Genomic DNA, 3,427 nt, shown 5'->3' with positions numbered 1-3,427 from the left:
GACGGGCACGGCCGTCTCGATCCTCGGGGTCGCCCCGACCGACACCCAGCGCGGACTGGCCCGCGCGGTCGGCGACCCGCGCGGACTCGTCGCCGACGCCGAACCCCGGGACGTGACGGTGGACGGCCCGGCTGCCCGGCGGGCCGGGTCCCCGCGGACTCGCCCGGACGGCAACCCGGTAGGGTCCCGCGCATGACCGCCGTTCTGTTCGACTTCTCCGGCACTCTCTGCCGTATCGAGTCCGTCGACTCCTGGCTGCGCGCGGTGCTCACCGAGGCCGATCTCACGCTCCCCGAGGCCGAGTTGGCCGAAACGGCCCAGGCGCTGGAACGGTCCGGAGCGCTGCCCGGCGGAAGCACCCCCGCCCATGTCCCGCGGGAACTCGCCGAGTTGTGGGCGACCCGGGACTCCAGTGCCGAGCGGCACCGGGCCGCGTACACCGGCCTGTCCCGTCAGGTCCCGCTGCCGGACGCGCGGTTGCACGACGCGCTGTACGACCGGCACAGGACTCCGGCCGCGTGGGCGCCGTACCCGGACGCCGTCGAGGTGCTGCGGGCCTTGCGCGAGGGCGGGATCGGCGTGGGCGTGGTGAGCAACATCGGCTGGGACCTGCGTCCGGTGTTCCGGGAGCACGCCCTCGATCCGTTCGTGGACAGTTACACCCTGTCCTACGAACACGGCGTCCAGAAGCCGGATCCCCGGCTGTTCGCGGCCGCCTGCGCCGCGCTCGGCACCGATCCGCGGGACACGCTCATGGTGGGCGACGAGCGCCGCGCGGACGGCGGCGCCGCCGCTCTCGGCTGCCGGGTCCATTTCGTCGACCCGCTGCCGATCGCCGAACGCCCGGACTCCTTGCGTCCGATACTCGGCATGGTGGGCTGACGGCCGCGACACTCCGGGGCGACCCGGGACAAAACACCGAAGACGCCCGACACACAGCACACATCGCCTAAGGCAACTATCACTGCGGGAAGGACGCCCGCCTCGGACGATCCCCCGCGTCGCCCGAGGCGGACGACAGCCCGGCCGGCCCCACACAGGGGTCGGCCAGGACGCGTTGAGTATAGTTGGCTGTCGGCCAGTCAACGCAGGAGTTCCAGCATGTCCCCGCGCAGCGCCTCGGTCAATGAAGAATTGCGGCGGCGTTCCCGGGAACGGCTGCTTCAGGCGGCGGTCGAACTGGTCCGGGAGCGCGGGTACGAGGCCACGACCCTCGGCGACATAGCCGACCGTGCGGGATCCGCGCGGGGCCTGGTCTCCTACTACTTCCCCGGCAAACGCCACCTCGTGCAGTCGGCCGTGCACCGGCTGATGCACCGCACCCTGGACGAGGCGCTGGAGCGCGAGCCGCACACCGAGGACGGCCGGGAACGCATGGCACGCGCCGTCGACGCGATCCTCGGACTGGCCCGCGACCAGCCCGTGCTGATGCGCACGCACATGGCGGGCCTGCTCCAGGCCGAGGGCTTCGTGCAGTGCCCCGAGCAGCAGCGGCTGGCCGAGCTGCTGCGGGACACCGTGGTCCGGCGCGGCTTGCAGAACGTCGACGCCGACTACCCGATGCTGCGTTCCCTGCTGATGGGCGCCGTGTACGCGATGGTCCTGCCGAACGTGCCCCTGCCGATCACACCGCTGCGCGCCGAGCTGTTCGAACGGTACGGGCTGGACTGGGAGATGGGGGTCCCGCCGGACACCGAGGCGGCCGACGGGACGGGACAGACGGACATGTCGCGGTTCTTCGCGACGGACGGCCGACCGGTCGATCAGTCGAAGTAGTCCGGCTGGGTCTGCACGTTCAGCTCGCGCAGCCGCACCCGCTTCGCCGGATCCGTGCGCCGGTCGCTGAGCTTCAGGACGTCGAAGCCCTTGGCGATGTCGTTGGAGTAGATGTAGCCGTTGTAGTAGTACGCCGACCACGAGCCGCCGATGGAGAGCGTGGTGGTGGACAGCGGACCGCGCTCGAAGTAGGCGATCTCCTTGGGCGCGGTGGAGTCGGTGAAGTCCCAGACCGAGACGCCGCCCTGGTACCAGGCCTGGACCATGATGTCCTTGCCCTTGACCGGGATCAGCGAGCCGTTGTGGGCCACGCAGTTCTCGGTGTCGGCCTGGTGGCGGGGGATCTTGTAGTAGGCGCGGAAGACGAGCTTGCGCCGGTCGCCCTTGCCGACGATGTCGTAGATGCCGTCGGCGCCGCGGTCCGGACCCACGGTCGCGTTGCAGGTGGCCGCGCCACCGCCGCCGAGCTCGTCGGTGAACACGACCTTGTTCGCCTTCTGGTTGAAGGTCGCCGAGTGCCAGAACGCGAAGTTGACGTTGTCCTCGACCTGGTCGATGACCTTCGGGTGCTCGGGGTCCTTGATGGAGAACAGGATGCCGTCGCCCATGCACGCGCCCGCGGCCAGGTCCTGCTCCGGCAGCACGGTGATGTCGTGGCAGCCGGTGGTCTTGGAGACACCGGGGTTGGTGGGCGCGCCCGGGTTGCCGCCGCCGTCCGGACCCTCGCCGGGGAACAGCACGGGGAAGCTCACCACCGCGGCCTTCTCGGGGGCGTTGCGCGGCACCTTGATGACCGAGATGCCGTCGTGCGGCGGCTGGCAGTCGGGGTAGGTGGCGCTCGGCGAGTACGAGGAGACGTAGATGTAGACGTTCCTGCGCTCGGGCACCAGGGAGTGGGTGTGTGAACCGCAGGCGGTCTCGACGGCGGCGACGTACTTCGGGTTGGCCTTGTCGCTGATGTCGAAGATCTTCATGCCTTCCCACGACGACTTCTCGGTCGCGGGCTGCGTGGTGCTGTTGCAACTGCTGTCGCTGCGCGAGGAGTCGGTGGACAGGAACAGCAGGTCGCCGGAGACGGAGACGTCGTTCTGCGAGCCGGGGCACAGCACCTGGGCAACCGTCTTCGGCGCCTTCGGGTTGCCGATGTCGAAGATCCGGAAGCCGTCGTAGTTGCCGGCGAAGGCGTATCTGCCCTGGAAGGCAAGATCCGAGTTGAGGCCGGTGAAGGCCTCCTTGGGGACGTTGGCCAGGTGCTCGATGTTGGTGGAGTGGACGATCTCGTCCTGGCCGGGTATCCCGCCGTCGGCGATCGCCCGCGCCGCCCGGGCCTCGGCCCCGGCGGAGACCTCCTGCTGCGTCGCCGGGCCGTCCCCCGGGTCGGGGGTGGCGGCCGCCGGTACCGCGGTGAGCAGTGCGGTCAGGAGTCCGGCCACGACCGCGCCGACTCCGGTTGCTCTGTGCCGTGTTCGGGGACGGTTCAACAGGGTCACTGCATCCTCCCTCGTTGCCATGCACACGGGAACGCTTCACGCTCCCCCGAAGTATCGTCTTCGTCATGCACATACCAAAAGAGGGCAACGGGACAGTCAGGGAACCGCCCGATCCATGACACGCAGGGCGCCCCTCCCGCCCCGCCTCCCCTGTCCGTACC

General features: G+C 70.0%; 3 protein-coding genes and 1 pseudogene. 3 read left to right on the top strand and 1 reads right to left on the bottom strand.

The window, feature by feature from the left end; all coding sequences use genetic code 11:
* The 3 genes and pseudogenes from FNH09_RS47430 to FNH09_RS45510 form a co-directional block, all read left to right on the top strand.
* Nucleotides 1–196 (top strand): annotated as a pseudogene (locus FNH09_RS47430) (hypothetical protein); the annotation flags it as partial.
* Nucleotides 193–882 (top strand): HAD family hydrolase, encoded by a 690-nt coding sequence (locus FNH09_RS45515; RefSeq protein WP_152895736.1) that lies wholly within the window; start codon nucleotides 193–195, stop codon nucleotides 880–882. The pseudogene FNH09_RS47430 and the gene FNH09_RS45515, both read left to right, overlap by 4 nt.
* A gap of 219 nt (nucleotides 883–1,101) precedes the next feature.
* Nucleotides 1,102–1,776: a TetR/AcrR family transcriptional regulator gene (locus FNH09_RS45510; protein WP_152895735.1), complete on the top strand. Its 675-nt coding sequence runs from the start codon at nucleotides 1,102–1,104 to the stop codon at nucleotides 1,774–1,776.
* On the opposite strand, the gene FNH09_RS45505 is transcribed toward FNH09_RS45510, so the two are convergent.
* Entirely contained in the window at nucleotides 1,764–3,287 is a 1,524-nt protein-coding gene (locus tag FNH09_RS45505; protein ID WP_152895734.1) for an LVIVD repeat-containing protein, read from the bottom strand. The genes FNH09_RS45510 and FNH09_RS45505 overlap by 13 nt on opposite strands.
* Nucleotides 3,288–3,427: the final 140 nt, after the last annotated feature.

Origin of the sequence: Streptomyces adustus (assembly GCF_009377175.1) — a bacterium.
In the GTDB taxonomy this organism is placed as follows: Bacteria; Actinomycetota; Actinomycetes; order Streptomycetales; family Streptomycetaceae; genus Streptomyces; species Streptomyces adustus.
This window is presented reverse-complemented; position numbering and strand designations above follow the sequence as displayed.